The organism is Arthrobacter sp. zg-Y750 (assembly GCF_020907365.1).
Taxonomy (GTDB): domain Bacteria; phylum Actinomycetota; class Actinomycetes; order Actinomycetales; family Micrococcaceae; genus Arthrobacter_B.
In genome coordinates this window covers 108,624-133,064 of sequence record NZ_JAJJOC010000022.1, presented here as the reverse complement: position 1 = coordinate 133,064, position 24,441 = coordinate 108,624, and the positions used below count along the sequence as shown (strand labels likewise).

At 66.9% G+C, this 24,441-nt stretch carries 24 protein-coding genes; 17 read left to right on the top strand and 7 right to left on the bottom strand.

Annotated elements, in window-relative coordinates; all coding sequences use genetic code 11:
• Positions 1-57: 57 nt before the first annotated feature.
• The 6 genes from rpsB (at position 58) to LOC57_RS14640 (ending at position 5,633) form a co-directional block, all read left to right on the top strand.
• Positions 58-927, top strand: coding sequence for a 30S ribosomal protein S2 (rpsB, locus tag LOC57_RS14665; RefSeq protein WP_227913945.1), 870 nt, complete (start codon positions 58-60; stop codon positions 925-927).
• Positions 928-1,056: 129 nt separating this feature from the next.
• A complete protein-coding gene (gene tsf, locus LOC57_RS14660) occupies positions 1,057-1,896 on the top strand; it encodes a translation elongation factor Ts (RefSeq protein ID WP_227913948.1) in 840 nt (279 codons plus the stop codon).
• Positions 1,897-2,033: 137 nt separating this feature from the next.
• Positions 2,034-2,765: a UMP kinase gene (gene pyrH, locus LOC57_RS14655; protein ID WP_227913949.1), complete on the top strand. Its 732-nt coding sequence runs from the start codon at positions 2,034-2,036 to the stop codon at positions 2,763-2,765.
• 532 nt (positions 2,766-3,297) lie between these two features.
• Positions 3,298-3,855 (top strand): ribosome recycling factor, encoded by a 558-nt coding sequence (frr, locus tag LOC57_RS14650; protein ID WP_227913950.1) that lies wholly within the window; start codon positions 3,298-3,300, stop codon positions 3,853-3,855.
• Between the two features lie 77 nt (positions 3,856-3,932).
• A complete protein-coding gene (locus LOC57_RS14645; RefSeq protein ID WP_227913951.1) occupies positions 3,933-4,820 on the top strand; it encodes a phosphatidate cytidylyltransferase in 888 nt (295 codons plus the stop codon).
• A 234-nt stretch (positions 4,821-5,054) separates the two neighbouring features.
• Positions 5,055-5,633, top strand: coding sequence for a DivIVA domain-containing protein (locus tag LOC57_RS14640; RefSeq protein WP_227913952.1), 579 nt, complete (start codon positions 5,055-5,057; stop codon positions 5,631-5,633).
• Between the two features lie 60 nt (positions 5,634-5,693).
• Here the strand turns inward: LOC57_RS14640 and LOC57_RS14635 are convergent, their stop codons facing one another.
• Genes LOC57_RS14635 through LOC57_RS14620 form a run of 4 tightly spaced genes read right to left on the bottom strand, consistent with a single transcriptional unit; the run spans position 5,694 to position 9,625 of the window.
• Positions 5,694-7,193: a sodium/solute symporter gene (locus LOC57_RS14635; protein WP_227914057.1), complete on the bottom strand. Its 1,500-nt coding sequence runs from the start codon at positions 7,191-7,193 to the stop codon at positions 5,694-5,696.
• A 20-nt stretch (positions 7,194-7,213) separates the two neighbouring features.
• Positions 7,214-7,639: a hypothetical protein gene (locus LOC57_RS14630; RefSeq protein WP_227913953.1), complete on the bottom strand. Its 426-nt coding sequence runs from the start codon at positions 7,637-7,639 to the stop codon at positions 7,214-7,216.
• A 26-nt stretch (positions 7,640-7,665) separates the two neighbouring features.
• Complete coding sequence (locus tag LOC57_RS14625; protein ID WP_227913954.1) at positions 7,666-8,403, bottom strand: LytR/AlgR family response regulator transcription factor; 738 nt, start codon at positions 8,401-8,403, stop codon at positions 7,666-7,668.
• A 10-nt stretch (positions 8,404-8,413) separates the two neighbouring features.
• Positions 8,414-9,625 carry a sensor histidine kinase gene (locus tag LOC57_RS14620; protein WP_227913955.1) on the bottom strand — a complete coding sequence of 404 codons (1,212 nt, stop codon included), beginning with the start codon at positions 9,623-9,625 and terminating at the stop codon, positions 8,414-8,416.
• 278 nt (positions 9,626-9,903) lie between these two features.
• Here LOC57_RS14620 and LOC57_RS14615 point away from each other — a divergent pair, with 278 nt between their 5' ends.
• Both LOC57_RS14615 and LOC57_RS14610 read left to right on the top strand, forming a co-directional pair.
• The gene (locus LOC57_RS14615) at positions 9,904-10,275 is read left to right on the top strand and encodes a DUF485 domain-containing protein (protein WP_227913956.1); all 372 of its coding nucleotides are present in this window, start codon (positions 9,904-9,906) and stop codon (positions 10,273-10,275) included.
• Between the two features lie 65 nt (positions 10,276-10,340).
• Positions 10,341-11,897 carry a solute symporter family protein gene (locus tag LOC57_RS14610; protein WP_227914058.1) on the top strand — a complete coding sequence of 519 codons (1,557 nt, stop codon included), beginning with the start codon at positions 10,341-10,343 and terminating at the stop codon, positions 11,895-11,897.
• 76 nt (positions 11,898-11,973) lie between these two features.
• Here the strand turns inward: LOC57_RS14610 and LOC57_RS14605 are convergent, their stop codons facing one another.
• Complete coding sequence (locus LOC57_RS14605; protein ID WP_227913957.1) at positions 11,974-12,453, bottom strand: Lrp/AsnC family transcriptional regulator; 480 nt, start codon at positions 12,451-12,453, stop codon at positions 11,974-11,976.
• Between the two features lie 161 nt (positions 12,454-12,614).
• On the opposite strand from LOC57_RS14605, the gene pdhA reads away from it, so the two are divergent.
• Genes pdhA through LOC57_RS14590 form a run of 3 tightly spaced genes read left to right on the top strand, consistent with a single transcriptional unit; the run spans position 12,615 to position 16,107 of the window.
• Complete coding sequence (gene pdhA / locus LOC57_RS14600) at positions 12,615-13,760, top strand: pyruvate dehydrogenase (acetyl-transferring) E1 component subunit alpha (protein ID WP_442860190.1); 1,146 nt, start codon at positions 12,615-12,617, stop codon at positions 13,758-13,760.
• On the top strand, positions 13,757-14,782 hold the full coding sequence (locus LOC57_RS14595) for an alpha-ketoacid dehydrogenase subunit beta (RefSeq protein WP_227913958.1): 1,026 nt from the start codon (positions 13,757-13,759) through the stop codon (positions 14,780-14,782). The genes pdhA and LOC57_RS14595 overlap by 4 nt, the downstream gene beginning before the upstream one ends.
• The gene (locus LOC57_RS14590; protein WP_229960620.1) at positions 14,782-16,107 is read left to right on the top strand and encodes a dihydrolipoamide acetyltransferase family protein; all 1,326 of its coding nucleotides are present in this window, start codon (positions 14,782-14,784) and stop codon (positions 16,105-16,107) included. The genes LOC57_RS14595 and LOC57_RS14590 overlap by 1 nt, the downstream gene beginning before the upstream one ends.
• 93 nt (positions 16,108-16,200) lie before the next feature.
• Here LOC57_RS14590 and LOC57_RS14585 read toward each other — a convergent pair whose 3' ends face one another.
• Complete coding sequence (locus tag LOC57_RS14585) at positions 16,201-16,668, bottom strand: GNAT family N-acetyltransferase (RefSeq protein WP_227913960.1); 468 nt, start codon at positions 16,666-16,668, stop codon at positions 16,201-16,203.
• 60 nt (positions 16,669-16,728) lie between these two features.
• Positions 16,729-17,358, bottom strand: a complete 630-nt coding sequence (locus tag LOC57_RS14580) for a TetR/AcrR family transcriptional regulator (RefSeq protein WP_227913961.1) — start codon at positions 17,356-17,358, stop codon at positions 16,729-16,731.
• Between the two features lie 133 nt (positions 17,359-17,491).
• Between LOC57_RS14580 and LOC57_RS14575 the strand changes: the two genes are divergently transcribed.
• The 6 genes from LOC57_RS14575 to LOC57_RS14550 are packed head-to-tail and all read left to right on the top strand — an operon-like array spanning position 17,492 to position 24,428.
• Positions 17,492-19,096, top strand: coding sequence for a carboxyl transferase domain-containing protein (locus LOC57_RS14575; RefSeq protein WP_229960617.1), 1,605 nt, complete (start codon positions 17,492-17,494; stop codon positions 19,094-19,096).
• Positions 19,097-19,102: 6 nt separating this feature from the next.
• Positions 19,103-21,262, top strand: a complete 2,160-nt coding sequence (locus LOC57_RS14570; RefSeq protein WP_229960615.1) for an ATP-binding protein — start codon at positions 19,103-19,105, stop codon at positions 21,260-21,262.
• Entirely contained in the window at positions 21,249-22,412 is a 1,164-nt protein-coding gene (locus tag LOC57_RS14565; protein WP_227927310.1) for an acyl-CoA dehydrogenase family protein, read from the top strand. Before LOC57_RS14570 ends, LOC57_RS14565 begins: the two co-directional genes overlap by 14 nt.
• 43 nt (positions 22,413-22,455) lie before the next feature.
• Positions 22,456-23,247 carry a CoA transferase subunit A gene (locus LOC57_RS14560; RefSeq protein ID WP_227927309.1) on the top strand — a complete coding sequence of 264 codons (792 nt, stop codon included), beginning with the start codon at positions 22,456-22,458 and terminating at the stop codon, positions 23,245-23,247.
• A gap of 1 nt (position 23,248) precedes the next feature.
• A complete protein-coding gene (locus tag LOC57_RS14555) occupies positions 23,249-23,890 on the top strand; it encodes a CoA transferase subunit B (protein WP_229960613.1) in 642 nt (213 codons plus the stop codon).
• A 31-nt stretch (positions 23,891-23,921) separates the two neighbouring features.
• On the top strand, positions 23,922-24,428 hold the full coding sequence (locus LOC57_RS14550; RefSeq protein WP_229960692.1) for a MaoC family dehydratase: 507 nt from the start codon (positions 23,922-23,924) through the stop codon (positions 24,426-24,428).
• Positions 24,429-24,441 lie beyond the last annotated feature (13 nt).

Here is a 24,441-nt window from a genome sequence, read left to right as displayed (position 1 = left end):
AATTGGCAGTAGGACCAGTGCGCCGTGCGCACGGCTGCTGCCGGAAGGAGTGACGACATGCCCGTCGTTACCATGCGCCAGCTGCTCGACAGCGGCGTTCACTTTGGTCACCAGACCCGCCGTTGGAACCCGAAGATGAAGCGCTTCATCTTCACCGAGCGCAACGGCATCTACATCATTGACCTGCAGCAGTCGCTGTCCTACATCGACCGTGCCTACGAGTTCGTCAAGGCCACTGTGGCCCACGGCGGTACCGTACTGTTCGTCGGTACCAAGAAGCAGGCTCAGGAAGCCATCGCCGAGCAGGCCACCCGTGTTGGCCAGCCGTACGTCAACCAGCGCTGGCTCGGTGGCATGCTCACCAACTTCCAGACTGTTGCCAAGCGTATCCAGCGCATGAAGGAACTCGAAGAGATCAACTTCGAGGACGTCGCTTCCTCCGGCCACACCAAGAAGGAGCTCCTGCTCCTCAAGCGTGAACTGACCAAGCTGCAGAACAACCTCGGTGGTATCCGCAACCTGACCAAGGCACCGTCCGTGCTCTGGGTTGTTGACACCCCGAAGGAACACCTCGCCATTGACGAGGCCAAGAAGCTGAACATCCCCGTTGTTGCCATCCTGGACAGCAACTGCGATCCGGACGATGTCGACTTCCCGATCCCGGGCAACGACGACGCCATCCGCTCCGTGAACCTGCTGACCCGCGTCATTGCCGACGCCGTTGCCGAAGGCCTCATCGCCCGCAACAACAAGGCCGCAGGCAACACCGAAGCACCGGCTGAGCCGCTGGCTGAGTGGGAGCGCGAACTGCTCGAGGGTGCTGCAGAGACCCCGGCAGCCGACGCTGCTGCAGAAGCTCCCGCTGCCGAAGCAACCGGCGTCGACGCCGTTGTGGATGCTCCGGCCGCTGAAGTAACCGAGAAGTAAATAACGAATTCCTTAGTCCGGGCGGTCCACCGCCCGGACCAGGTACCTGCGAGTGCGGCTGGCCGGTAATCCGGCCAGCCGCACTGGCGGAACCGCACCAATACTTATTACGGGAGGACTGGAGTCCAAATGGCGAACTACACCGCTGCTGACATCAAGGCACTGCGCGAGCGCACCGGCGCCGGCATGATGGATGTAAAGAAAGCTCTGGACGAGGCCAACGGCGATGCCGACAAGGCCATGGAGCTCATCCGCATCAAGGGCCTGAAGGGCGCTACCAAGCGTGAAGGCCGTTCCACCGCTGAGGGCCTGGTTGCTGCCAAGGTCATCGACGGCACCGTCGGCGTCATGATCGAACTCAACTGCGAGACCGACTTTGTTGCCAAGTCCGCCAAGTTCATCGAGCTGGCCGACAAGGTCCTGGCCGCTGCTGTTGAGTCCGCTGCTGCTGACGCCGAGACCCTCCTCGCCTACAACGTGGACGGCAAGCCCCTGTCCGAGATTGTTGTCGAAGAAGGCGCCATCCTGGGCGAAAAGGTTGTTGTCCGCCGCGTTGCACGCGTCGAGGGCAAGACCGTTGACGCCTACCTGCACAAGACCTCCAAGGATCTTCCGGCACAGGTTGGCGTGCTGTTCGCCGTCGACGGCGAAGGCGCAGAAGCTGCCACCGCCGCACACGACGTTGCCGTGCACACCGCTGCATACGCTCCGACCTACCTGACCCGCGAGGAAGTTCCGGCAGAGACCGTCGAGAACGAACGCCGGATCGCCGATGAGACGGCACGCGCCGAGGGCAAGCCCGAAGCCGCGCTGACCAAGATCGTCGAAGGCCGCCTGACCGGTTTCTTCAAGGAAATCGTCCTGCTGGACCAGCCGTTCGCCAAGGACGCCAAGAAGACCGTCGGTAAGGTTCTCGAAGAAGCCGGTGTCACACCGGTCGGCTTCGCCCGCTTCCGCGTAGGCGCCTAATAACTTAGGACCAAACGGTTTCGACGAATACGTCATCATGACAGAGGGGGTGGTCACCGCGGGTGACCACCCCTTTTGCCTGTCCAGAACACCTCACTAGTCTTTAAAAGCAGCAGTACCTATGCCCGGGAGGCACAATGGCCCACGTACTCAAAGAATCCGATTCCCCGCGACGCCGCGTCCTGCTCAAACTCTCGGGTGAGGTGTTCGGCGGCGGCAAGCTCGGCGTGGACCCCGACACCGTGCGGGCAGTGGCCAAGCAGATCGCTGCAACTGTCGGCGAAGTGGAAGTGGCGATCGTCGTCGGCGGCGGTAACTTCTTCCGCGGCGCCGAGCTGTCCGTCAGCGGCATGGACCGCTCGCGCGCGGATTACATGGGGATGCTCGGCACCGTCATGAACTGCCTGGCCCTGCAGGACTTCCTGGAGCAGGCCGGCGTTGAAACCCGCGTGCAGAGTGCCATCACCATGGGCCAGGTTGCCGAGGCGTACATCCCGCGGCGTGCCATCCGCCACCTGGAAAAGGGCCGCGTGGTCATCTTCGGCGCCGGTGCCGGGCTGCCTTACTTCTCCACGGATACCGTCGCCGCCCAGCGTGCCCTCGAGGTCCATGCGGATGAGGTCCTTATGGCCAAGAGCGGCGTGGACGGCGTCTACACCGCCGATCCGAACAAGGATGCTTCGGCTGTTCGGCTGGAGACCCTGACGTACGACGACGCCCTGCGCCAGGACATCCGCGTTATGGACCAGACGGCCATGACCATGTGCAAGGACAATGACCTGGACATGGTGGTCTTCGGCATGGAGGGTGAAGGCAACGTAACCCGTGCCATCCGCGGCGAGAAGATCGGCACCATCGTTTCCAACTAGCGGGTGCGGCTCTCGGGTCCCGAAGGGACCTGGAACGGCGGCAACGAAATCCCCTCGGCCGCAGGCGGCCTCCGGGATTTAAAGCCGCCTTCCTCCAGGTCCCTGCGGGACCGGCACGTCCTCCCAGTGGGGGACGGCAGCCAGTGACTTTTCCTGGGTGGTCACGGTTTGCGTTGCGGCCCGCAGAGTGGGGCTTCGCTCGGTGCAGGGAACCCGCACCCTTTTGCGCCGAAAGGGTTCCCCTCCACCTCGCTTCGCTCGGTGCAGGGAACCCGCACCCTTTTGCGCCGAAAGGGTTCCCTCCACCTCGCTTCGCTCGGTGCAGGGAACCCGCACCCTTTTGCGCCGAAAGGGTTCCCCTCCACCTCGCTTCGCTCGATGCAGGGAACCCGCACCCTTTTGCGCCGAAAGGGTTCCCCTCCACCTCGCTTCGCTCGATGCAGGGAACCCGCACCCTTTTGGCTTAGGATGATATTAGAGTCCGGCCACTGAGCGAGAGTGCTTGGTGGACACTGTTTTTAGAGGAGATACCGTGATCGAAGACACCTTGAAAGAGGCCGCCGACAAGATGGACAAGGCGGTGGAGGTTGCCAAGGAGGACTTCTCCTCCGTGCGCACGGGCCGCGCCAACCCGGCACTGTTCTCGCGCGTGCTGGTGGACTACTACGGTTCTCCCACGCAGCTGCAGCAGCTGGCGTCCTTCGCTACCCCTGATGCGCGCACCCTGCTGATCACCCCGTACGACGTGACGGCCCTGCGCGCCATCGAGCGGGCCCTGAGCGACTCCGAAGTGGGCGCCAACCCGTCGAACGACGGCAAGGTCATCCGGGTCATCATGCCCGAACTGACCCAGGACCGCCGCAAGGAATACGTCAAGATTGTCCGCGGCAAGGCAGAAGACGCCAAAGTGTCAGTCCGGAACATCCGCCGCAAGGCTAAGGACGGCATCGACCGCCTGGTAAAGGACAGCGAGGTGGGCGAGGATGACGGCGCCCGCGCGGAAAAGGACCTTGACGCCCTGACCAAGGCGCACACCGATTCCATTGACGATCTTCTCAAGCGCAAGGAAGCCGAGCTTCTCGAGGTCTGATGAGTGACGCCCAGCCTTCCAACCAGGCTGGCGGTGCACCGTCCGTCGAGACAGTTCCGGCAGCAAAGGCCACGGATATGAGCGCAGCCGATTCCGGCCGGGTGCCGAGCCGTCGGACCCGGAACCGCAAAGCCGACGCCAAGCCCGCCAAGGCCTCACGCGCCGGACGCAACCTTCCGGCGGCCATCGCCGTCGGGGTCATCCTCCTGGGTGCCCTGCTGATCGGCCTGCTGTTCTTCCCCTTCGCCATTGTGGTCATTGCCGTGGCCTTCGCTGCGGTAGGGGTATGGGAAGTTAGCCGCGCGCTGGAAGTGCGCGGCATGAAGGTGCCGCTGGTGCCGGTGCTGGTGGGATCCGTAGGACTGCCGTTTGCCGCGTTCTTCGGCGGCACTGAAGCCCTGGCCTTCGCAATGGTGGCCACCGCCGTCGCGATCCTGCTGTGGCGGAGCATCGATACCGCCGAAGAAGCCATCCAGAGCATTCTCGCGGGAATCTTCGTGGTGCTCTGGGTGCCGTTCCTGCTCAGCTTCGCGTTGCTGCTCCTGCGTGAGCCGGACGGCCAGATCCGCGTCGCCGTGCTGCTCCTGCTGGTGGTCTCCAATGACACCTTCGGATATCTGGTGGGCGCTTTCTTCGGCAAGCACCCCATGGCCCCCAAGATCAGCCCCAAGAAGTCCTGGGAAGGCTTCGCCGGATCCGCCGGCGGCGCCACGATCGTGGGTGTTGCAGCGGCCGTGTTCTTCCTGGACCAGCCCTGGTGGTTCGGCGTGGTGCTGGCCGTGGCAACGGTAGCGGCAGCCACCGCGGGCGACTTCTCCGAATCCATGGTCAAACGAGAGCTGGGCGTGAAGGACATGTCCAACCTCCTGCCCGGCCACGGCGGTGTGATGGACCGGCTGGACTCCGTGGTGTTCGCTTCTCCGGTGGTCTTCCTGCTTTCCGTGCTGCTCTCCGGCGTGTCCTAGCCGCCTTCCGGCAGTGCCTGCCGGTGGACCGGCTGCCTACCAGCCGGATCACCGCGGCGGGACCGTAATACCGTAACGGTCCGGCAACGTCCGGTGTGCCTGCACACATACGCGGGTGGCGGCGTCGTAAGATGTTTCAGAGTTTTTCATACATTGCCCATGCGCCGGATCCTGGATATCCAGCCCTGGCGCAGTAACTCCGTAAGGCAATAACCACAGAGGAACAGTAAATTCATGGACGATGCGCGGCAGGCCAGTGCTCCTTTCGAACGCGTGGGACGGCGGGACTTCGGCTACAACATCCGCCAGGTCGATGAGTTCCTGACCAAGGCCCGTAACTACTACAACTCCGATTCGAAGGCATCCAACCCGGTCACCAGCGCCGACGTGCGTTCCATGGCCTTCGACCCGGCCAAGGGCGGTTACGAGCCGCAGGCCGTAGACGCGGCACTGGACCGCCTCGAAGACGTTTTTGCACAGCGTGAGCGGGACCAGCTGATTGAAGACCGCGGCGAAGAAGCCTGGCTGCTGCAGATCGGGCGCATCTCCGCCGTCCTGCGTGCACGGCTGCACCGCAAACCGGGGGAGCGGTTCCGCCGTCCCGCCCGCAAGCGTGTGGCCAGCTACAACGTCAAAGACGTGGATGCCCTGTGCAACGAATTGCTGGGCTACTTTGAACACGACCGTCCGCTGAGCGTTGACGTTGTCCGCCGTGCGGTGTTCCGCGAAACCAAAGGCGACCAGGGATATGAAGAAACGCAGGTGGATGCGTTCCTGGACCGCGTTGTCGAACTGATGGCCTCCATCGACTAACCAGCCCTCCCGGCTCTAAAGCGGACATCCTTCAGCAACGGACTTTCAGCAGCGGAGCCTTCAGCTTCGAGGCGCACTGCCCGGGCGGGGACGCTCCAGCGGCTCGGGGGTGTGCAGCCGCGCCAAGAACTTCGCGGCGCCTCCCGGCGTCGAGCCGGCCGTTATCCGGGACACGACCACGGTGACCGCGAAGGCCGCGGGTACCGTCCACGCCGCCGGTTGTTCAATCCAGGCCGGAATCTGCAGTTCGAGCCTCGGCAGGACGGCGGCAGCCGCCATGGACCCGCCGCACAGCAGCGCTCCGGTCAGCATGCCGGCCCCGGCACCGGGCGCAGTGAGCCGGCGCCACCAGATCCCCAGTACCAGCAGCGGGCAAAGCGTGGAGGCGGTGAAGGCGAACACCATGCCGATGCTGCCCGCGAGGGCCGAGGACTCGGTGAGCAGGGCAATGGCCAGCGGTACGACGGCGGCCAGGACAGCGGAGAGCCGGAACCCGCGGACACTGCCGCGGAAAAACTCCTGGCTGATCACCCCGGCGAGGGATACGGTGAGCCCGCTGCTGGTGGACAGGAACGCGGCAAACGCACCGGCCGTGACCAGCGCTGCCAGCAGATCCCCGGTGGCTCCGTCGAAAACACGTCCGGGCAGCAGCAGCACGGCTGCGTCCGTGGCGCCGGCGTCGGCGAGATCCGGTGCGTAGATCCGCCCCAGTACGCCGAAGGTGATGGGAAAAAGGTAGAACAGGGACAGCAGCCCCAGCACGATCATGGTGGTGCGGCGGGCGGACGCGCCGTCGGGGTTGGTGTAGAAGCGCACCAGCACATGAGGCAGTCCGAGCGTGCCGCACAGCAGGGCGATGCTCAAGGAAATGTTCCGGTAGAGCGGGGCGTGGGTCTGCGGGTCCAGTGCTTCAGCCAGCACCGCTGCGCCGTCCGGGCCGGGCGGCCCGTCGCCGGCGAGCCGGAAGAGGATGAACAGCACCGGAACGGCGATCGCCACCAGTTTCAGCCAGTACTGGAACGCCTGGACGAAGGTGATGGAGCGCATCCCGCCGGTCACCACGCTCAGGCAGACGACGCCGGTCACGGCCAGGCAGCCGATCTCCGCCGGCAGTCCGGTGGTGATCCGGATGGTCAGCGCCGCGCCGTGCAGCTGCGGGACGATGTACAGCCAGCCGATGGCGATCACCAGCAGGCTGGTCAGGCGCCGCACAGGCAGGGACTCCAGCCGGGCGGAGGCAAAGTCCGGGACCGTGTAGGCCCCGGACCGGCGCAGCGGTGCGGCCACAAACAGCAGGAGCATCAGGTATCCGCCGGTGTAGCCGATGGGAAACCACAGGGCGTCGACGCCGGAGGCCACTATCAGCCCGGCCACGCCCAGGAAGCTGGCAGCGGAGAGGTACTCGCCGCCAATGGCCGAGGCGTTCCACCAGGGCTTGACGGTGCGGGAGGCAACGTAGAAGTCGCTGGTGGTCCGGGAAATCCGCAGCCCGTAGAACCCGATCAGCAGGGTCGCCGCGGCCACCGCGGCCAGCGCCGTGTAGCCGATGCCCGGACTCATGCCCGGGGCGATGTCCCAGCTCACCGGCCCTCCACCAGATCGCGGTAGCGGTTTTCGTTGCGCTGGGCACTGAGCATGTAGAGCAGCCCGCAGCCGATCACCAGCGGGTACACCCCCACGCCCAGCAGGATCCATGGGGCCGGGATGCCGCCGATATGCAGGTCGGCACTCACCGGAAGGAAAGCAAGGAGCACGGGAACGCCCAGCAGGATCAGCAGGAACCCTCCGCCCACCACCAGGGCCAGCCGCAGCTGGCTGCGGATCAGCGAGCCGATAATCAGTTCACCCACTTCGGACTGTTCATCCAGTTCCCGGGACACGGGGAAAGGCGCAGCCCCGGGGGAGGCGCCGGCGGCAGTGACACGGATCCGCGGCGGGGCAGGGTCGGCGTGCTCAGGTGCCGAGCCGTCAGGCGCAGCCCGGTCAGGCGCCGACCCATCAGGCACAGCCCGGTCCGGGGCGGCTCCGGCGGTCACTGGGCGGGCCTGACCCGGCCGGCGTCGAGTGTGTTCCGCACGGCAGGCAGATGCCGCCGGCTGACCGGCAGGTCCACCTCGCCCAGCTGCACACTGGCCCGGCCGCCGGCCAGCCGCACCTGGCGGATGTGGTTCCGGGCCACCAGATAGGACCGGTGGATCCGCACGAAGCCCGCCCCCGACCACTGTTCCTCCAAATCCGCCAGGGGGACCCGGATCAGGTAGCTGGCATCGGTGGTGTGCAGGCGGGCGTAATCGCCCTGCGCCTGGACGTAGCGGATGTCGGCGCGGGCAATGATCCGTGTGGTAGCGCCCTGGACCACGGTCACCATGTCGGCCTCGGCCTCCGGTTCAGTGACCGATTCGCAGATCCGGCGCACGGATTCCGCAAGCCGTTCCGGCCGCACCGGCTTGAGCAGGTAATCCAGGGCGGCCAGGTCAAAGGCCCGCAGTGCCTGGTCTTCGTCGGCCGTCACGAACACCACCGCCGGTGGCCGTTCCCGCTGGCCCAGCGCTTTGGCAATGTCCAGGCCGGACAGGGCGGGCATATGGATGTCGAGGAACACGGCGTCGACGTCGCGGGTGGAGATCTCGTGAAGGGCTGCCGCGCCGCTGGCGGCCCGGTAGACCGTGCCCACCCGGGAGTCCAGGCCGAGCAGGTAGGCGAGCTCCTCGACGGCGGGGGCTTCGTCGTCTGCCACCACAACGCTGAGGGGGCGGGGAGGTTTGCGCATGCGATACAGATTACGCGTTGGTGGGCCGGTTCTCCGGCTGCGACTTCGGCACACGCATGGTGATCAGGGTGCCGGCGCCGGGCGCCGTGTCGATGACCAGGCCGTGCTGCCCGCCGTAGACCTGCCGCAGCCGCACATCAACGTTGCGCAGGCCTACATGGTCCCCGTCGGCATGCCCGGCCAGGACGGAGCGCAGATGGACCGGGTCCATCCCCACCCCGTTGTCCTCAATGGTGATCACCGCGTCCGCACCGGCGTCGACGGCGGCAATGGTGATGCGGCCCTGCCCGTCCTTGGCCTCCAGCCCGTGGCGGACCGAGTTTTCCACCAGCGGCTGCAGGGACAGGAACGGAATGACGGTGCCCAATACCTCCGGGGCAATCTGCAGGCTGACCTTCAGGCGCTCCCCGAACCGGGCCCGCTCCAGGAGCAGGTACCGGTCCACGGATTCCAGTTCCTCGGCAATGGTGGTGAAGTTCCCGTGCCGGCGGAAGGAATAGCGGGTGAAGTCGGCGAACTCGACCACCAGCTCCCGGGCGCGCGCCGGGTCGGTGTTGATATAGGAGGCGATGGCGTTGAGCGAGTTATAGATGAAGTGGGGGCTGATCTGGGCCCGCAGGGCCCGCACTTCTGCTTCCATTAGCTGCGCCCGGGACGTGTCCAGCTCGGCCAGCTCCACCTGGGTGGCCAGCCACGCGGCCACCTCGTTGGCCGCCCGGACCAGTCCGGCCCGGACCGAGGGGGCAAACACCGCGACCGTTCCCACGGTCTTTCCGTTGACCGGCAGCGGGGAGACAAGCAGTTCCCGCCCGCAGTCCTGCAGGCCCAGCGCGCGCAGCGCCGCCCCGCGGAACACCCGGGTCCGGCCCGATTCCAGCACCAGCCGCGCGGCGGACAGCAGCCGTTCGCGGCGGGCCGGAGTATCCGCAACTGCGCCGTCCCAGGCCAGTACGGCCACCGCGTCGGTAATGACCAGCGTGTCGCAGTCCAAAAGGTCCCGCAGGTGCCGGCTCGCCTTGCGGGCACCGGCCGGAGTCAGGCCCGAGCGCAGGTGTGCAGAGGCGAGCGACGCCGTGTGCAGGGTGGCGTAGGTGGCACGCTCCGCGTCCGAACCCAGGTCCCGTGCCGAGCGGCTGAGGCGGAAACCGAGCACGGCCACCACTGCAACCGTCAGGACGGCGACGGCGCAGACCAGGGCAATGTCGACGGCGGGGCTAAGCATGGACCCACCCTAGCGGCCCCCGGCGTCAACCCGGCCGGCCAGCCGGCCAGCCGCCCGCGCGCCCCCGCCCGCCCCCCCGGCCCCCCGCACCCGGCTTACCCGGCGCCGAACGCTGCCGTTCACCGCACGGAACGCACCGTTCACCGACGCCCGGCGGCGTCGTGCAGACGATCCGGACCGGCCTGTAGGAAAGTGATGAGCGTCACAGCTTGCACGGCGTCGTGTCCCGGCCTCTTGGCGGGTCAACGCGTGGAGCGTGCCCCAACAGAGGAGGAACAATGGCTGAAGAGCAGCCGGTTTCACACGCTGCGCACCCGGAGCAGGTGGACTTCCGGGAAGTCCAGAGCTCACCCGAGTTCCGGGAACTGCGCCAGCGCCAGCGCAGCTTCATTTTCCCGATGGCCGTGGCCTTCCTGGTCTGGTACTTCGCGTATGTGCTGCTGGCCGATTACGCGCACGGGTTTATGTCCACCCCGGTAATCGGCAACATCAACATGGGCCTGATCCTGGGGCTGCTGCAGTTCGTCAGCACCTTCGGCATCACCATGTGGTACGTCAGCTATGCCAACCGCCGGATGGATCCCATTTCCTCGGAGATCCGCGGAGAACTTGAGGCCAAGGGCGTCAGCCGGCCGGAGGAGACCAAGTGAACAACGTGCACATCGCGGCCGCGGAGGTAACGGCCGAGTCCATCAAGGACACCGGGCTGCTGAACATGGTCATCTTCGGCCTGTTTGTGGCCGTCACCCTGATAGTGGTGCTCCGCGCAAGCCGCAACAACAAGACCGCCGCGGACTACTACGCAGCCGGCCGATCCTTCACCGGACCCCAGAACGGTACCGCCATTGCCGGCGACTACCTCTCCGCTGCCTCCTTCCTGGGTATTGTCGGCGCCATCGCCGTAAACGGCTATGACGGCTTCCTGTATTCCATCGGCTTCCTCGTCGCCTGGCTGGTAGCCCTGCTGCTGGTGGCGGAAATGCTCCGCAACACCGGCAAGTTCACCATGGCCGACGTGCTGTCCTTCCGCCTCAAGCAGCGTCCGGTGCGGATTGCGGCAGCCATCACTACCCTGGCAGTCTGCTTCTTCTACCTGCTGGCACAGATGGCCGGCGCCGGCGGGCTGGTGTCCCTGCTGATGGGCATCGACAGCAAGATCGGGCAGTCCTTGGTGATCACCGTGGTGGGCGCCCTGATGATCATCTACGTACTGATCGGCGGCATGAAAGGCACCACGTGGGTGCAGATCATCAAGGCCTGCCTCCTGATCGCCGGCGCCGCCGTGATGACCGTGTGGGTCCTGGCGAACCACGGCTTCAACCTCTCGGAACTGCTCGGCCACGCCGTGGAAACCACGGGCAACCCCGCCATCCTGGATCCGGGGCTGCAGTACGGCAAAACCGAAACCTCCAAACTGGACTTCATCTCGCTGGGCCTGGCCCTGGTGCTTGGCACCGCAGCCCTGCCGCACGTGCTGATGCGCTTCTACACGGTGCCTACCGCCAAGGAAGCCCGCCGGTCCGTGGTCTGGGCCATCTGGCTGATCGGTATCTTCTACCTGTTCACCCTGGTCCTGGGCTACGGCGCCGCGGCAATGATCGGTTCCGAGGCGATCAAGAGCGCTCCAGGCGGCGTGAACTCGGCAGCACCGCTGCTGGCCTTCGCCCTCGGCGGGCCGGTCCTGCTGGGACTGATCTCCGCCGTCGCGTTCGCCACCATCCTGGCGGTGGTGGCCGGGCTGACCATCACGGCGGCTGCTTCCTTTGCCCATGACATTTACGCCAACGTCATCCGCAAGGGCCAGGTGGATGCAGACGGCGAAGTCAAGGTAGCCCGCACCACGGTGGTGGTCATCGGCATCATCTCGATCCTGGGCGGCATCGGGGCCCAGGGCCAGAACGTGGCCTTCCTGGTGGCCCTCGCCTTCGCGGTGGCTGCCAGCGCCAACCTGCCCACCATCATCTACTCGCTGTACTGGCGGAAGTTCTCCACCCAGGGCGCAATCTGGAGCATGTACGGCGGCCTCGGGTCGGCCATCCTGCTGATTGCTTTCTCTCCGGTGGTTTCCGGAACGGAAACATCCATGATCAAGGGTGCAGACTTCTCCTGGTTCCCGCTGAGCAACCCGGGACTGGTGTCCATCCCGCTGGCCTTCTTCCTGGGCTGGCTGGGCACGGTGCTGGATAAGAACACTGAATCCGCAGTCAAGCAGGCGGAAATGGAAGTCCGGTCCCTGACCGGCGTCGGCGCCGAAAAGGCCGTCGACCACTAGGACTGTCCTTCCGCATAACGCAAGCAGGTAACCCAGGCAGGTCCCGCTCCGGCGGGGCCTGCCTGCGGCGTTGCAGCTAGGAAACCCCGTGCCCCGGCCCTGTGCGCAGCAGGGGAGTGGCGCGCAGGGGGATTAGTTCGCCCATGGCGAGGTTGGTGTCGCACCGCTGCACGCCGTCGATGGCCAGGATCAGCTTGTTGATCCGGAACAGGTCCTCCGCGTCCGCGGCCACCACGCGCAGCAGCAGATCCGCGTCTCCGGTGAGCCCGTGCGCCTCGATGACTTCAGGCAGCTCCGCCAGATCGGCGGTGATCCGGGACAGTTCCGGCTGATGCACGTGGACGTGGACGAAGGCCATCAGCGGATAGCCCAGTGCGGCCGTGTTGATCCGGCGTTCGAACGGCAGGAACGCACCCTTGCGCTCCAAACCGGCCAGCCGGGCCTGGACAGTATTCCGTGAAAGCCCGAGCACGGCGGCCAGCGCCACGGCGGTGCGGGTGGAATCCTCCGCCAGGGCAAGCAGGAGCCGGCGGTCGGTGGCGTCGAGGGGCTGCATAGTGCGCAACGCTAGCACGGCCCATCGGCCGCTTATAGGGCAGGATGCTCGGTCTTTTCGCTAATGGTTGTGCTGGATGCCGGGTGTGAGTAGGGTCACATTTACGCGGGCAATGGAGCCCGGCGTAGGCCCCGCCACCCCTGGGGCCCAACCACGGAAGGATGCGTATCCCAGTGTCCCTGCATACCCCGGTGCGGCACCCGGAAAACTCCGGCAGCTCACCCACCGATCCCTACGTCCAGCTGATCACACCGGAGGGCGTACGCGTCCCGGACCCCCTGTATGACCGCTGGGTGAAAGACGTCGACGGCGCCCGGCTCCGGGAACTCTTCCTGGACATGGCAGTCATCCGCCGGATCGATACCGAAGCCACCGCACTGCAGCGCCAGGGCGAGCTGGGGCTGTGGCCCCCGCTGCTGGGCCAGGAAGCCGCCCAGATCGGCTCCGGCCGGTCGCTGCGCAGCTCCGACTTTGCGTTCACCAGCTACCGCGAAAACGGCGTGGCCTACTGCCGCGGCGTGGGCATGGAAGACCTGATGCGGGTTTGGCGCGGCAACGCCGCGGCCGGCTGGGACCCCTACAGCGTCAACATGGCCCCGACCCAGGTCATCATCGGCGCCCAGGCCCTGCACGCGGCCGGGTACGCCATGGGCATCAGCTATGACGGGTCCGACGATGCCGCCATCAGCTACTTCGGTGACGGCGCCACCAGCCAGGGCGACGTCAACGAAGCCATGGTTTTCGCTGCCAGTTACCAGGCGCCGGTGGTCTTTTTCTGCACCAACAACCAGTGGGCCATCTCCGAACCGGTCACCCTGCAGGCCCAGGTGCCCATTGCCAACCGCGCCCCGGGCTTCGGCATCCCCTCTATCCGCGTGGACGGCAACGACGTACTGGCGGTAATGGCCGCCACCCGGGAGGCACTGGACCGTGCCCGCACCGGCAACGGCCCCACCTTCGTTGAGGCCGTGACCTATCGGATGGGCCCGCACACAACGGCCGATGATCCCACCCGGTACCGGGACGCAGCCGAACTGGAGCAGTGGCGCGGCAAGGATCCGCTGGCCCGGGTCCAGGCGCTGCTGGAAACCATGGGGCTTTTCGACGCCGCCTTTGCCGCCGACGTCGATGCCCGCACCGACGCAGCAGCGGCGGAACTGCGTGCCGCCTGCCTGGGCATGCCGGACCCGCAGCCCGCCGACGTTTTCGCGCATGTCTACGCGGAGCCGCATTCCTGGCTGGACCGCCAGCAGGAACAGTACTCGCGTTACCTCAGCGGTTTCGCCGGCGAAGCGACCCGCTCATGACCACCATGACTTTCGGCAAGGCCATTACCGCCGGGCTGCGCCGGGCAATGGAAAACGACCCCAAGGTCCTGATCATGGGGGAAGACGTGGGCAAGCTCGGCGGCGTCTTCCGGATCACGGACGGACTCCAGAAGGATTTCGGTGCGGACCGGGTGGTGGACACCCCGCTGGCTGAATCCGGCATTATGGGCACCGCCGTGGGCCTCGCCTTCCGCGGCTACCGGCCGGTGGTGGAAATCCAGTTTGACGGGTTCATCTATCCGGCTTTCGACCAGATTGTGTCCCAGGTGGCGAAGATGCATTACCGGACCCGGGGAGCGGTCAAGCTGCCACTGACTATCCGGGTGCCTTTCGGCGGCGGGATCGGCTCCCCGGAGCACCACTCCGAGTCGCCGGAGGCCTACTTCACGCACACCTCCGGGCTGCGCGTGATCAGCGTGTCCAACCCCCAGGACGCCTACACCATGATCCAGCAGGCGATCGCTTCCGACGATCCGGTCCTGTACTTCGAGCCGAAGCGCCGCTACCACGTCAAGGGCGAGGTGGAAGAGGCGGCTGAAGCGCAGCTGCCCATGGGAGCGGCCCGCGTGGTCACCCCGGGCAGCGACGTCACCCTGGTGGCTTACGGTCCGCTGGTTCCCACCGCCCGCGACGCGGCCGTGGCGGCCTCGGACGAGGGAGTGTCCGTGGAGGTCATTGACCTGCGTTCGCTGGCGCCGGTGGACTTCGCCACGGTGGAGGCTTCGGTGCGCAAGACCGGCCGGCTGGTGATTACCCATGAGGCGGCACAGTTCGGCGGACTCGGTGCGGAAATCGCCGCGAGCATCACCGAACGCTGCTTCGACTACCTGGAGCACGCACCCGTCCGGGTGACCGGTTTCGACATTCCGTATCCGCCGGCCCGGCTGGAGTCCCACCACCTTCCGGACCTGGACCGGATCCTGGACGGGGTCGACTGCGTCCTGCGCCGCCCCAGTTCCCTTGCCCCGGCTCCCGGCCGCACCGTCTCGGCGGTGGGCTGATGCTGCGGGAATTCCGGCTTCCGGATCTGGGTGAAGGCCTCACTGAATCCGAGATCGTCAACTGGCACATTGCCGTGGGGGATACCGTAACGCTGAACCAGGTGATTGCCGAGGTGGAAACCGCCAAGGCAGTGGTGGAACTGCCCTCCCCGTACGAAGGCGTGGTGGCATGCCTGCACGAGCAGCCCGGAACCGTGGTGGAGGTCGGCTCGCCGATTGTATCCTTCGAGGTTGCTGCGGCCGCCGGTGCCCAGCCGGAGCAGGCACCTGACGCCCCGGCCCGGCGCGAACCGAACCTGGTGGGCTATGGGGCGGTGCCGGATTCCACCGGCCGGCCCGCCCGACGACGCCGGGCAGCGGCGTCGGCAGCGGCAGAACCGGCACCCCGTCCGGCGCCCCAACCGGCACCCGTGTCCGAAGCGCCCGTGTCCGAAGCGCCCGTGTCCGAACGCCCCCGGTCCACGCCTCCGGTCCGCAAACTGGCCCGGGACATGGGAATCGACCTGGCCCAGGTCCGGGGTACCGGACCCGAGGGGCTCGTGGTGCGGGCCGACGTCGTACGCGCCGCCTCCCCGGCGGCAGCGCCGGCCACCGGGACGGCCGCGGAATCCGAGCTGCAGCCGGGACGGGAAGAGCGCATCCGGATTTCTGGGGTCCGGAAGCACACCGCCGCGGCCATGGTGGCCAGTGCCTTTACCGCACCGCATGCCACCGTGTTCCTGACCGTGGACGTCACAGCCACCATGGACCTGCTGGCCCGGCTCCGGGCTCAGCCGGACTTTGACGGTGTGAAGCTTTCACCGCTGACCCTGGCGGCGAAGGCAGTGTGCCTGGGCCTTCGGCGTTTCCCGGCAGTGAATTCCCGCTGGGACGCGGACGCCGGGGAGATCATCCGCTATAACTACGTGAACCTCGGCATCGCGGCAGCCACGCCCCGCGGACTGACCGTTCCGAACATCAAGGAAGCCCAGAAGCTGAGCCTGCACGGCCTCGCGGCCGCCGTCACCGCGCTGGCACAAACGGCACGGGACGGGAAAACCGCACCAGCGGACCTCGCCGGAGGCACTATTTCCATCTCCAACGTGGGTGTGTTCGGCGTGGATGCGGGCACACCCATCCTGAACCCGGGGGAGGCGGCCATCCTTGCCCTGGGTGCGGTCCGCCGCCAGCCCTGGGAGTACAACGGCGATATTGCGCTGCGTTCGATGATGACCCTGAGCCTGTCCTTCGACCACCGGCTGGTGGACGGAGAACAGGGAGCCGGGTTCCTCCGCGCGGTGGGCGACGTGCTGGCCGAGCCGGTGCTCGCCTTGGCGATGGCCTGACCCGCCTTCAACGCGGGCAGGACCCGTACCGGATCATCTCCGGTACGGGTCCTGCCTTGTTACAGTCCGCTTTTCGCTGCCTGCTTCTATTGCCTAGTTCAGTTCGAGCTCGAGTTCCTTGACCACGGCGCCGCGCGCGTTGGCGAAGCCCTGGGTTTCACCGATTACCTTGAAGCCGTACTTCTCCAGGATGCGGATGGAACTCACATTGTCCGCAACCGCCCGGGCGCGGACGGGACGGTCGCTGAACTCTTCCAGGAACAGGCCGACGGCGGCGGTGGTGATGCCGCGGCCCCAGCGTGCCTTGTCGATCCAGTAGCTGATTTCGGGGACGTCGCCGTCGCGGTAGGCCAGGATGCTGCCGACTACCTCGCCGTCGGACACGATGGTGCGCACCGTAATGGATTCATCGTTGAGGATGCTCTGCCAGTGATGGTCAAAGACGCCGCGGTCCGACGGGTTCTTGGCGGTGAAGGCCGCCATATGGTTGGCGCTGGGATCCAGCTGATGGGAGAAGAATTCCTCCAGATCGGCGGGAACTACGGCACGAAGCTCAATCACAGCAGGTCTTTCTGCTCGGGGTTTGGGGAGTGTTCGGAGGGAAGGAAAAAAGTCCGGCAGCTACTCGGCGTTCAGGGCCGCCCACGCCATTCTATCGAGCAGGGAGCGCAGCCGTGCGGTCTCCCGGGCGCTGGTGCGCCCGTGCATCGAGTGCGACGTTGAGTTGATCAGGCCGAAAACGCCCTGCGCCCGGTGCCGCAGCAGCGGCAGGTCGGAGCCGGGATGCAGGGCGGACAGTGCGTCCACCCATACCCCCACGTACTGGCGCTGCAGGGACCGGACCCGGCGTTCGTCGTCTTCGGGAAGGCTGCCCAGATCCCGGTCCTGGACCCGGATCACGTCTGCCTGCCGCAGGGCGAAGTCCACCTGGAATTCCACCAGGCCGCGCAGGGCAATTTCGGGCGTGGCTGATTCGGCCACCACTGCTTTGCCGCCCTCCAGCAGGTCCTGGCTGACTCCCACCAGCAGGGCGGAGAGCACGGCCGGTTTGCCGCTGAAGTGCCGGTATACCGCGGGGCCGCTGACGCCGGCGGCCGCACCGAGTTCTTCAATGGAGACCCCGTTGTAGCCGCGCTCGGCAAACAGGGCCGCGGCGGCGTCGAGCATCGCGGCCCGGCGCGACGCTTTGGCGAGGCTGCGCCCCGTCATCCGGACCTTCTCGTTGGTTGCATCGTCTTTAGCTGCGTCCATACCCACCCCTTCTGATCGGACAGAGCATTTCTCCCATTGTGGTGGACAGGTCAGTTAATAACCAATAACCTGACTTGGGTTAGGGGTCATTAACTCGGGTTTGGGCCGGTTAGCCCCTCGGCAGGAGGACGTCATGGAGACACTGAAATCCGGGCTCGACACCGCGGCGGACGCGTTTGCGCTCAATACTGCAGCCCAGCAGGCCCTGGCCGATGAACTGCGCAACCGGCTGGCTGCAGCCGCCGAGGGCGGGCCGCAGCGCTCCCGCGAGCGGCACACCGCGCGGGGCAAGCTGCTGCCCCGGGACCGGGTGAGCCGCCTGCTCGATGTTGGCAGTCCCTTCCTGGAGATCGCTCCGCTGGCTGCCGAGGACATGTACGACGGCGAGTGCCCCGGCGCCGGCCTGATCGCCGGCATCGGCCTGGTTCAGGGCCGGCAGGTGATGGTCCTGTCCAACGATGCGACGGTCAAGGGCGGGACGTACTATCCGATGACCGTCAAGAAGCACCTGCGCGCCCAGGAAATCGCGCTCGAGAACCGGTTGCCGTGCATTTATCTGGTGGACTCCGGCGGCGCGTTCCTGCCACGCCAGGACGAAGTGTTCCCGGACCGTGAGCACTTTGGCCGGATCTTCTTCAACCAGGCGCAGATGTCCGCCCGCAAAATTCCGCAGGTCGCCGCGGTCCTGGGCTCCTGCACCGCCGGCGGCGCCTATGTGCCGGCCATGAGCGACGAGACCGTGATTGTCCGCAACCAGGGCACGATCTTCCTGGGCGGACCGCCGCTGGTCAAAGCTGCCATCGGCGAAATTGTGACCGCCGAGGAGCTGGGTGGCGGCGAGGTGCACTCGCGCACCAGCGGCGTGACGGACCACCTCGCCGAGAATGATGCGCATGCGCTGGAAATAGTGCGCAGCATCGTGGAGACCTTTCCGCAGCAGCAGCCCGCGGCTGACCTGGTGGAAACCCGCCCGCCCGCCGAAGATCCGGCGGAAATCTACGGCGTGGTGCCGACGGACCTGCAGACCCCCTACGACGTCCGCGAACTCATTGCCCGCCTGATCGATGCCAGCGAATTCCACGAATTCAAAAAGGACTACGGCACCACCCTGGTCACCGGGTTCGCCCGGCTGCACGGCCACCGGATCGGCATTGTGGCCAACAACGGGGTGCTCTTCAGCGAATCGGCGCTCAAGGGTGCGCACTTCATTGAACTGTGCGACCAGCGAGGCATCCCCCTGGTCTTCCTGCAGAACATCTCCGGCTTTATGGTCGGCCGGGACTACGAGGCCGGCGGAATCGCCAAGAACGGCGCGAAGATGGTCACCGCCGTCGCCACCGCCCGGGTACCCAAACTAACCGTGGTGGTGGGCGGCTCCTTCGGGGCCGGCAACTATTCCATGTGCGGCCGGGCCTATTCACCGCGCTTCCTGTGGATGTGGCCGGCGGCCCGGATCTCCGTGATGGGCGGCGCGCAGGCGTCCTCGGTGCTGGCCACCGTCAAACGCGACCAGTTGGAGGCCCGCGGCGAGCAGTGGCCGGCGGAGGCGGAAGAAGCCTTCAAAGCGCCCATCCGCGAGACCTACGAAGCCCAGGGCAGCCCCTACTATTCCACCGCCCGGCTGTGGGATGACGGCATCATCGACCCCCTCGACACCCGCAACGTCCTGGGCCTGGCCCTGGACGTCTGCGCCAACGCACCCCTGCCGGAGACCTCCTTCGGCCTGTTCCGGATGTGAGCCCCCATGACACCCTTTGACGCTCCGCTGTTCCACACCGTGCTGGTGGCCAACCGCGGTGAAATCGCCTGCCGGGTCATCCGCACCCTCCGCGAGCTGGGGATCCGCTCGGTGGCGGTCTACAGCGACGACGACGCCGGGGCGCGGCACGTGCGCGAAGCCGACACCGCCGTCCGGCTGGGCCCGGCACCGGCGAGGCAGAGCTACCTGTCCGTGGACGCCGTCCTGGCCGCGTGCCGCAGCACCGGCGCGCAGGCAGTGCACCCCGGGTACGGTTTCCTCAGCGAGAACGCCGCTTTCGCCCGTGCTCTGGCCAACGCCGGCATCACCTTCATTGGCCCGGGGGTAACCTCCCTGGACCTGATGGGGGACAAGATCCGGGCCAAGAACCACGTCCAGGCCCACGGGGTGCCCGTGGTGCCGGGCATTGCCGAACCGGGCCTGGACGATGCCCGGCTGCAGGCAGCCGCGGAGGGGATCGGTTATCCCATCCTGATCAAGCCTTCCGCCGGCGGCGGCGGAAAGGGCATGCACGCCGTCGAACGGCCAGAAGACCTCGCTGCGGCACTGCAGACCGCCCGGCGCGTGGCCGCCTCGGCGTTCGGAGACGACACCCTGTTCCTTGAGCGCCTGGTGTCCTCACCCCGGCACATCGAGGTGCAGGTCCTCGCGGACACGCACGGGAACGTGGTCCACCTGGGGGAGCGGGAATGCTCCCTGCAGCGCCGGCACCAGAAAGTCATCGAAGAAGCCCCCTCGGTGCTGCTGGATCCGGCCACCCGGGAACGGATCGGCGAAGCGGCCTGCAACGCGGCGCGGTCCGTGGACTACACGGGGGCCGGCACCGTGGAGTTCCTGGTCTCCGACGCCGCCCCGGATGAGTTCTTCTTCATGGAAATGAACACCCGCCTGCAGGTGGAGCACCCGGTCACCGAAATGGTCACCGGAGTGGACCTGGTAGCGGAGCAGGTCCGGATCGCCGCCGGGCACCCGCTGTCCTTTAAGCAGGAGGATGTGGTGCTCACCGGACATGCCGTGGAAGCCCGGATCTACGCGGAGGACCCGGAACGGGATTTCCTGCCCACCTCGGGCTCGGTGCAGTGGCTGCAGGAACCGGCCGGAGAAGGTATCCGGATCGACTCCTCCCTGCTCCTGGGACTCGCAGTGTCCTCCAGCTATGACCCCATGCTGGCCAAGGTCATCGCCTGGGGCCCGGACCGGGGCACGGCGCTGGCCCGGCTGGACCGCGCGCTCGCCGGAACCACAGTGCTGGGCATCGGCACCAACGTGGAGTACCTGCGGCTGCTCCTGGCGGACCCCGATGTGCGGGCCGGCCGGCTGGACACCACCCTGATTGAGCGGCGGCTGCCGGGGATGCGGTTCCGCACCCCGGGGGATCCCGAACTGGCCGCCGCGGCCCTGCTGCACATGCAGCGGCTGGCCGGACCGGCGTCGGGCTCGCCCTGGCGGCGGGCGGACGGCTGGCGAGTGGGGACCGGGAACACCGGGGCCGCTGCGCCGCTGCACCTGGTCTTCGCCGCCCCGGCACCGGGAGGAGCCGACACTAACGTCACCGTCACCGGCAGCGCGCAGAAGGCCACGGTGCGGATCGGCGAGGACGGTCCGGAGTACGCTGCGGCCCTGGTGATCGACGGCCCGGACGCGGCCGGCCGGCCCGTCCGGCTGAGCCTGGACGGAATCCTGCACACGTTCACCACGGCAGTCGAGCCGGACACCGGGGCCCTGTGGCTGGCCGGCAACAGCGCCGACGGCCCGTTCACCACACGCCTGCGCATCCGGAGCCGCACCGAACAGCTGGAGCGGCAGCTGGCGGCCGCAGGACGGGAAGCGGGCGACGCCGACCCCGTGGTGCGCTCGCCGATGCCCGGCACCGTGGTGGCCGTGGCCGTGCCCGACGGCGCCCGGGTGGCTGCCGGAGATCCGCTCCTGAGCGTGGAAGCCATGAAGATGGAGCACCAGCTGCGCGCGCCGGTGGCGGGAAGGGTCAGCCTCAGCCTCCGTCCCGGGGACTTCGTCAAGGCCGACCAGGTCCTGGCCACCGTGACCCCAGACCTTGCCGGCCCCGCCCCTGCAAGCCCTGATCCCGCAGTACCCGAAAGCACCGAACCCGATTCCACTGAAGGAGCAGACCATGCCCGACTTTGAACTCAGCGAGGAATACCAGGACCTCTCCGACACGGTGCGCGACTTCGCCGACGAGGTCATTGCCCCGGTCTCCGCCCAGCACGACGCCGAGCACAGCTTCCCGTACAAGGTAGTGGCGCAGATGGGGGAGATGGGCCTGTTCGGGCTGCCCTTCCCCGAGGAGTACGGCGGCATGGGCGGGGACTACTTTGCCCTGGCGCTGGCGCTGGAACAGATTGCCCGGGTGGACCAGTCCGTGGCCATCACCCTGGAAGCGGGCGTCTCCCTTGGCGCCATGCCCATTTACCGGTTCGGCAACGAGGAACAGAAGCAGCAGTGGCTGCCCCTGCTGGCCAGCGGTGAAGCGCTCGCCGGCTTCGGGCTCACCGAACGCGAGGCCGGTTCCGACGCCGGGGGAACCAAGACCACCGCGGTGCTCGAGGACGGGCAGTGGGTGATCAACGGCAGCAAGGAATTCATCACCAACTCCGGCACCGACATCACCCGCCTGGTCACGGTCACCGCCGTCACGGACACGGTCACCGAGCCGGACGGCACCTTCCGGAAGAAAATCTCCACCATCCTCGTGCCCACCGGCACCCCCGGCTTCACGGCGGAAAAGCCCTACAACAAGGTGGGCTGGAACGCCTCCGACACCCACCCGCTGACCCTCACCGACGTGCGGGTGCCCGAAGCGAACCTGCTGGGCACCCGCGGCCGCGGTTTCGCGAACTTCCTGCAGATCCTGGACGAGGGCCGCATTGCCATTGCCGCGCTGGCCACCGGCGCGGCCCAGGGCTGCGTGGATGAATCCCTGAAGTACGCCAAGGAACGCTCCGCGTTCGGAGCAGCCATCGGCACCTACCAGTCCATTTCCTTCAAAATCGCCCGCATGCAGGCCCGCGCCCACACCGCCCGCCTGGCCTATTACGACGCGGCGGCCCGGATGCTCGCCGGACGTCCGTTCAAGACCCAAGCCGCAATGGCGAAGATGATTGCCGGGGAAGCGGCCATGGACAATGCCCGGGACGCCACGCAAATCTTCGGCGGCTACGGCTTCATCAACGAATTCCCCGTGGCCCGGCACTACCGGGATTCAAAGATCCTGGAAATCGGCGAGGGGACTACTGAGGTGCAGTTGATGCTTATTGCCCGCAGTATGGGCCTGTAACCGGAACCGGCGGCGTGCGAACCGAGCAGAAACGGATAAAGCGATGATCAACAAGGTGTATCCCGGCGCGGCGGAAGCCGTCGCCGACATCCCGGACGGGGCTTCCCTGGCTGTGGGCGGCTTCGGCCTCTGCGGCATCCCTGTGGCCTTGATCGATGCCCTGCATGCCCAGGGCACCACGGACCTGGAGACGGTGAGCAACAACTGCGGCGTGGATGACTGGGGGCTGGGCCGGCTGCTGGCCGACCACCGGATCCGCCGCACCGTCAGCTCGTACGTGGGCGAGAACAAGGAATTTGCCCGCCAGTTCCTCTCCGGGGAACTGGAAGTGGTCCTGACCCCGCAGGGCACCTTGGCGGAGAAGCTGCGTGCCGGCGGCGCCGGCATCCCGGCCTTCTACACTCCGGCAGGGGTGGGAACGCAGGTCTCCGAGGGCGGGCTGCCGCAGAAGTACGACGCCGAGGGGTTGGTGGCCGTAGCCTCCGAACCCAAGGAAGTCCGCAGCTTCAACGGCGCCGACTATGTGCTGGAGGAGTCCCTGACCCCGGACTTCGCCCTGGTCCATGCCGCCAAGGGAGACCGGCACGGCAACCTGGTCTTCCACGCCACAGCCATGAACTTCAACCCGCTTTGCGCCGCCGCCGGCCGGATCACCATTGCCGAGGTGGAGGAACTGGTGGAACCGGGTGAGCTGGATCCGGGCCAGGTGCACGTGCCCGGTATCTTCGTGCAGCGGGTGGTGCTGGCACCGGACGTGGAAAAACGGATTGAAAAACGCACCGTCAGCGCCGCGCCGTCGGCTGCCGAAGCCGCTGCCGAAATGAAGGAGGCCTGAGATGGCACTGACCCGGCATGAGCTGGCCGCCCGGGTGGCCCGGGAGCTGCACGACGGCGAATACGTGAACCTGGGCATCGGTATGCCCACCCTGATCCCGAACTACATCCCGGAGGGCGTGGAAGTGGTGCTGCACTCCGAGAACGGAATCCTCGGCGTCGGACCCTATCCCGCCGAGGACCGGCTGGACCCGGACCTGATCAACGCCGGGAAGGAAACGGTCACCGTGAACAGCGGGGCCTCCTTCTTCGATTCCGGGGCGTCCTTCGGCATGGTGCGCGGCGGGCACGTGGACGTGGCCGTGCTGGGCGCCATGGAAGTGGCGGCCAACGGCGACCTGGCCAACTGGATGGTGCCGGGAAAGATGGTCAAGGGCATGGGCGGGGCCATGGACCTGGTCTTCGGCGCGAAACGCGTCATTGTGATGATGGAGCACCTGGACCGGACCGGCCGGCCCAAGATCGTGGCCGAGTGCTCCCTGCCGCTGACCGGAAAGGGATGCGTGGACCTGATTGTCACGGACCTGGCCGTCATCGAGGTGGGACCGGAGGGGCTGGTGCTGCGCGAAACGGCGCCCGGTGTCACCGTGGACGAGGTCCTGGCCGGAACAGGTGCTCCGCTGGAGGTGTCCCTTGACGTATGAGGAGCCGGACGCCGGCACCGAGAAGACGGCCATGGCGCCCCGGGTGGTTGAGCAGCGCGGCCTCTGGTACGGGGAATTCGAGCCGGGAACGGTGTACCGGCACCGGCCCGGCCGCACGGTCACCGAAGCGGACAATGTCCTGTTCACCACCCTGACCATGAACACCCAGGGCCTGCACCTGGACGCCGCCTACAGCCAGGGGCAGCCGTTCGGGCAGCGGCTGGTGAACTCCATGTTCACCCTGGCCACGATGGTGGGACAGTCGGTCGCGCAGCTGACGCAGGGCACCCTGGTGGCGCAGCTGGGGCTGGGGGAGATCAGCTTCCCGCACCCGCTGTTCCACGGCGACACCCTCTATACCGAAACCGAAGTGCTGGATATGCGGCTGTCCTCCTCCCGGCCGGGCCAGGGGATTGTCACGCTGGCCCACACCGGCCGGAACCAGAACGGCGACGTCGTCGGCCGGTGTACCCGGACGGCCCTGCTGTGGACGGCGGACGGATACGCAGCGCAGGAACAGGCTGCGGCCACGCGATAGGTTGGAGCGATAA

Coding starts and splice junctions, on each gene's coding strand:
- LOC57_RS14595 (WP_227913958.1), top strand. CDS start 13,757: ATGACCACCATGACTTTCGGCAAGGCCATTACCGCCGGGCTGCGCCGG.
- LOC57_RS14605 (WP_227913957.1), bottom strand. CDS start 12,453: ATGCAGCCCCTCGACGCCACCGACCGCCGGCTCCTGCTTGCCCTGGCG.
- LOC57_RS14555 (WP_229960613.1), top strand. CDS start 23,249: ATGGCACTGACCCGGCATGAGCTGGCCGCCCGGGTGGCCCGGGAGCTG.
- pyrH (WP_227913949.1), top strand. CDS start 2,034: ATGGCCCACGTACTCAAAGAATCCGATTCCCCGCGACGCCGCGTCCTG.
- LOC57_RS14575 (WP_229960617.1), top strand. CDS start 17,492: ATGGAGACACTGAAATCCGGGCTCGACACCGCGGCGGACGCGTTTGCG.
- LOC57_RS14570 (WP_229960615.1), top strand. CDS start 19,103: ATGACACCCTTTGACGCTCCGCTGTTCCACACCGTGCTGGTGGCCAAC.
- LOC57_RS14550 (WP_229960692.1), top strand. CDS start 23,922: ATGGCGCCCCGGGTGGTTGAGCAGCGCGGCCTCTGGTACGGGGAATTC.
- LOC57_RS14580 (WP_227913961.1), bottom strand. CDS start 17,358: ATGGACGCAGCTAAAGACGATGCAACCAACGAGAAGGTCCGGATGACG.
- LOC57_RS14610 (WP_227914058.1), top strand. CDS start 10,341: ATGGTCATCTTCGGCCTGTTTGTGGCCGTCACCCTGATAGTGGTGCTC.
- rpsB (WP_227913945.1), top strand. CDS start 58: ATGCCCGTCGTTACCATGCGCCAGCTGCTCGACAGCGGCGTTCACTTT.
- LOC57_RS14560 (WP_227927309.1), top strand. CDS start 22,456: ATGATCAACAAGGTGTATCCCGGCGCGGCGGAAGCCGTCGCCGACATC.
- LOC57_RS14615 (WP_227913956.1), top strand. CDS start 9,904: ATGGCTGAAGAGCAGCCGGTTTCACACGCTGCGCACCCGGAGCAGGTG.
- LOC57_RS14565 (WP_227927310.1), top strand. CDS start 21,249: ATGCCCGACTTTGAACTCAGCGAGGAATACCAGGACCTCTCCGACACG.
- pdhA (WP_442860190.1), top strand. CDS start 12,615: ATGCGTATCCCAGTGTCCCTGCATACCCCGGTGCGGCACCCGGAAAAC.
- LOC57_RS14645 (WP_227913951.1), top strand. CDS start 3,933: ATGAGCGCAGCCGATTCCGGCCGGGTGCCGAGCCGTCGGACCCGGAAC.
- tsf (WP_227913948.1), top strand. CDS start 1,057: ATGGCGAACTACACCGCTGCTGACATCAAGGCACTGCGCGAGCGCACC.
- LOC57_RS14640 (WP_227913952.1), top strand. CDS start 5,055: ATGGACGATGCGCGGCAGGCCAGTGCTCCTTTCGAACGCGTGGGACGG.
- LOC57_RS14620 (WP_227913955.1), bottom strand. CDS start 9,625: ATGCTTAGCCCCGCCGTCGACATTGCCCTGGTCTGCGCCGTCGCCGTC.
- LOC57_RS14590 (WP_229960620.1), top strand. CDS start 14,782: ATGCTGCGGGAATTCCGGCTTCCGGATCTGGGTGAAGGCCTCACTGAA.
- LOC57_RS14635 (WP_227914057.1), bottom strand. CDS start 7,193: ATGAGTCCGGGCATCGGCTACACGGCGCTGGCCGCGGTGGCCGCGGCG.
- LOC57_RS14625 (WP_227913954.1), bottom strand. CDS start 8,403: ATGCGCAAACCTCCCCGCCCCCTCAGCGTTGTGGTGGCAGACGACGAA.